The sequence below is a fragment of the Psittacicella melopsittaci genome, assembly GCF_003585925.1.
Lineage (GTDB): Bacteria > Pseudomonadota > Gammaproteobacteria > Enterobacterales > Psittacicellaceae > Psittacicella > Psittacicella melopsittaci.
This window is the reverse complement of the sequence record NZ_NRJH01000065.1, coordinates 1-3,345: the sequence shown is the minus strand read 5'-3', so window position 1 is coordinate 3,345 and position 3,345 is coordinate 1. Positions and strand designations below refer to the sequence as shown.

The 3,345-nt window shown below is 32.4% G+C and carries 5 protein-coding genes; 3 read left to right on the top strand and 2 right to left on the bottom strand.

The features are described from left to right. Together dut and coaBC are read right to left on the bottom strand one after the other, a co-directional pair. Nucleotides 1–384, bottom strand: a 384-nt coding sequence (gene dut, locus CJP74_RS07220; RefSeq protein ID WP_119497751.1) for a dUTP diphosphatase, incomplete at its 3' end; no start/stop codon positions are given. Nucleotides 385–400: 16 nt separating this feature from the next. Beyond that, nucleotides 401–1,804 (bottom strand): bifunctional phosphopantothenoylcysteine decarboxylase/phosphopantothenate--cysteine ligase CoaBC, encoded by a 1,404-nt coding sequence (coaBC, locus tag CJP74_RS07215; RefSeq protein ID WP_119497749.1) that lies wholly within the window; start codon nt 1,802–1,804, stop codon nt 401–403. 507 nt (nt 1,805–2,311) lie between these two features. Between coaBC and rpmB the strand changes: the two genes are divergently transcribed. From rpmB to CJP74_RS07200, 3 genes are all read left to right on the top strand, one after another. Continuing rightward, nucleotides 2,312–2,548 (top strand): 50S ribosomal protein L28, encoded by a 237-nt coding sequence (gene rpmB, locus CJP74_RS07210; RefSeq protein ID WP_119497747.1) that lies wholly within the window; start codon nt 2,312–2,314, stop codon nt 2,546–2,548. A 29-nt stretch (nt 2,549–2,577) separates the two neighbouring features. Next, nucleotides 2,578–2,748: a 50S ribosomal protein L33 gene (gene rpmG / locus CJP74_RS07205; RefSeq protein ID WP_119497745.1), complete on the top strand. Its 171-nt coding sequence runs from the start codon at nt 2,578–2,580 to the stop codon at nt 2,746–2,748. Between the two features lie 68 nt (nt 2,749–2,816). Continuing rightward, the coding region (locus CJP74_RS07200; protein WP_282432516.1) for a 3-deoxy-D-manno-octulosonic acid transferase at nt 2,817–3,345 on the top strand (529 nt) is incomplete at its 3' end.

The window sequence follows — 3,345 nt, the reverse complement described above, 5'->3', positions numbered from 1 at the left end:
TAATTGGAAAACTAATTGAGCAATTCTTTCTCCATGTTCAATAACTTGGGTTTGACCTGATCTATTCCAAAGAGAAACTTTGATTTCCCCTTGATAATCTGAATCAATTACGCCAACAAGGTTACCAAGAACTAAGCCTCTTTTATGCCCTTGCCCACTACGTGGGTAAATAAAAGCAGCATAGTTTGGATTATTAATATGAATTGCTAAACCTGTATCAATTAATACCGTTTGATTTGCTTCTATGCTCAGAGCACTTTGCCCTTTTAAGTTAGCTCTTAAGTCTAAACCTGCAGCTCCTTGTGAGCCATACTCAGGTAAACCAAACTCGGCAAAAAAGTCTTTATCTAAGACTTTATAAGCTACATCTAATAATTCGCTCATTTGTTCTCCAAAATTTTTATTTATAATTTAGCTCATGTTCAAGATCATATAAAGATTTTGCTATATCTAAAACTAGAAGTTTAGCAATTTTTTCTTTTAGATCATAGCTTAAATCAATGATAGAACCATCCTTTTTGTAAAGGACTACATGATTGAAATCAGAGTTCCAACCTTGATTTTCTTTTGACACATCATTTGCACAAATACAGTCACAACCTTTAGAAAGGATTTTAGAGCGAGCATATTCGGCAACATTATTAGTCTCAGCAGCAAAACCTACAACCCATTTTGGACGGCGAGGAGAGTTTGCTACATTATAAAGGATATCTGGATTCTTAACGAGCGTAATTGTTAATTGATCTTCATCGTTGGCCTTTTTAATTTTAGTAGTGCTAATTTCTTTAGCACGGAAATCACCTACAGCAGCACAACCGATAAAAACATCAACATTTATTAAAGCTTCTTGTACTGCATTATTCATTTGTTCTGCAGACTCAACTTTGATAGTTCGAATACCTTCAGGAATTTCTACTGAAACTGGACCACAAATAAGAGTAACCTTAGCTCCAAGTTTTTTGGCTAACAGAGCAATGTATACCCCCATTTTTCCTGATGAATGGTTAGTAATATAACGTACAGGGTCAATCATCTCTCGAGTTGGACCAGCTGTCACTATTACATGTTTTCCTTTGAAGTTTTCTACATATTTGCTAAACTCATCATCAAATTCTAAGGAATTAGTTAAAGAGAGAACTTGTTTAGGTTTAGATTTTAATGCAGGGACATCAATTAAGCTATTGTCAATATGTTCGGCAATAAATTTATCGCGCGACTGCACAAAACCTACAGGTTTAACTTCTTTGGAAATAGGTTGGTTATTAAGCTCTTTATTAATCAGGTCTAAAATTGCTTCAGGTTCAAGCATTCTTCCTTGACCTATATCACCACAAGCTTGGAGACCTTGAGCTGTATCTAAAACTTTAAAGCCATATTCGCTTAAGGTTTTAAGATTTTTTTGTGTTTGTGGTTTAGTATACATTTCTACATTCATTGCAGGAGCAATTAAAATTGGTGTTTTAGCTGGTTTAGCTAAAACTAATGTAGAAAGTAAATCATCTGCTGATCCACGTGCTAATTTTTCAATGCTATTGGCACTAGCAGGAGCAATTAAAACTAAATCAGCCCATTTGGCTAATTCTATATGCCCCATAGATAATTCAGCTTCGAGATCAAAAAGACTTGTATAAACTTTATTTTGAGATAGTGATTGTAAAGTTAATGGTGTTACAAATTGTTGTGCTGCTTCGGTTAAAACAACACGAACATCATAATTTTGTTTAACTGCTTCACGTACTAAGAAAACAATTTTATATGCAGCTATACTTCCTGTAATACCAATTAATAATTTTTTTCTTTGCATAGATCAATAATTTTGATTATGATTTTTATCATGACTTTTCTATTATATTCTATTTTATAGTCAATGAAAAAACATAATTTTCCAACATCTGCGTAAGTGATCCTTTGTTAATAAGAACTTGGAGATTTTTTCAATTTTTAGCTAAAATTATATTTGCAAATTTTCTTTAAATTTGCTATAATTCTTTCGTGTTATTAAGTTTTTAGACCGAGTGAAGTCAATTCGTGTAATTGTAACTTTAAAATAATTAAGTAAAATCACTTAATTAAGGTCGTATTTTTATTCAATTTATAGTTCATTTAAAATTACAATAAGTAATTTTTAGTGAATATCTTAAACCTTTTTAATGGTAGCCTGTTTTTGCATTTTTAGAGTGAATTACATTCTAATAAATTAGGTATTTTACCAGATTCAGTTCTTAGTCATGATGAGCAGCGAATCCAAGAATACAGCTACCACATCAATTGCGATAGCAATTGAAACTATTACAATTGGAGTTTAACAACCATGTCAAGAGTATGCCAAGTAACTGGTAAACGTCCTGCAGTTGGTAACAACCGTTCTCACGCTTTAAATGCAACTCGTCGCCGTTTCTTACCTAATTTACAATCACACCGTTTTTGGGTTGAGAGCGAAAACCGTTACGTAACTTTACGTGTTTCTACTAAAGGTTTACGTACAATCGATAAAAAAGGTATCGAAGTTGTTTTAGCTGAGCTACGTGCAAAAGGCGAAAAAATCTAAGTAACTTTTTAATTCAATAAGGTGTTATCATGGCTAGTAAAGGCGCTACAGAAAAAGTAAAATTAGTATCAACTGCTGATACTGGTTTTTTCTATACAACAGTTAAAAATAAACGTAATACTCCAGGGAAATTAGAACTAACTAAATATGACCCTAAAGTACGTAAACACGTTTTATTTAAAGAAGCTAAAATTAAATAATTTAGTTTAGTTCAAAAAAAGAGGAGGCTAAGTAGTCTCCTCTTTTTCTATATCAATAGGAAGAACCTATGGCAAGATATTTTCTTTATCAAGGCTTATGGAAACTCCTCAAACCTTTAGTAAAGGGTTACTTTAAGCGCCGAGGAAAAAAAGATAGCCGTTATGGACAAGGACTAGAACAAAGATTTTCTGGTGTCTATAGGCATATAGATGAGCAATTTTTTGCATTATGTCAAAAAAATGGCTCTTTGCATATTCATGCTGCTTCACTAGGGGAAGTAAATCTCATAGTATCTTTTATTAAAAAATTTGTTCACTTACAAGAGAAAAATTTAGTAAAAGATAAGTTTCAAGACCTACAAGTAATTATTACAACTAATACCCCAACAGGATTCCAAGCAGCCCAAAAACTAGTTAGTGCAAAAGTGCAAGTAGTTTATACGCCTTTAGAGTATAAACAAGCTATAGATAGCTTTATTGCTCAATTTAAGCCAAAGCAAAGCTTATTTGTTGAAACTGAGTTATGGCCTTTATTTATTGCTCAACTGAAAAAATATAATACCTCTTTAGCTTTGCTTAATGCGCGTTTGTTTTTTA

Bases quoted from the DNA above. Each gene is read 5' to 3' on its own strand.
- coaBC (WP_119497749.1), bottom strand. From the start codon at position 1,804: ATGCAAAGAAAAAAATTATTAATTGGTATTACAGGAAGTATAGCTGCA.
- rpmB (WP_119497747.1), top strand. From the start codon at position 2,312: ATGTCAAGAGTATGCCAAGTAACTGGTAAACGTCCTGCAGTTGGTAAC.
- rpmG (WP_119497745.1), top strand. From the start codon at position 2,578: ATGGCTAGTAAAGGCGCTACAGAAAAAGTAAAATTAGTATCAACTGCT.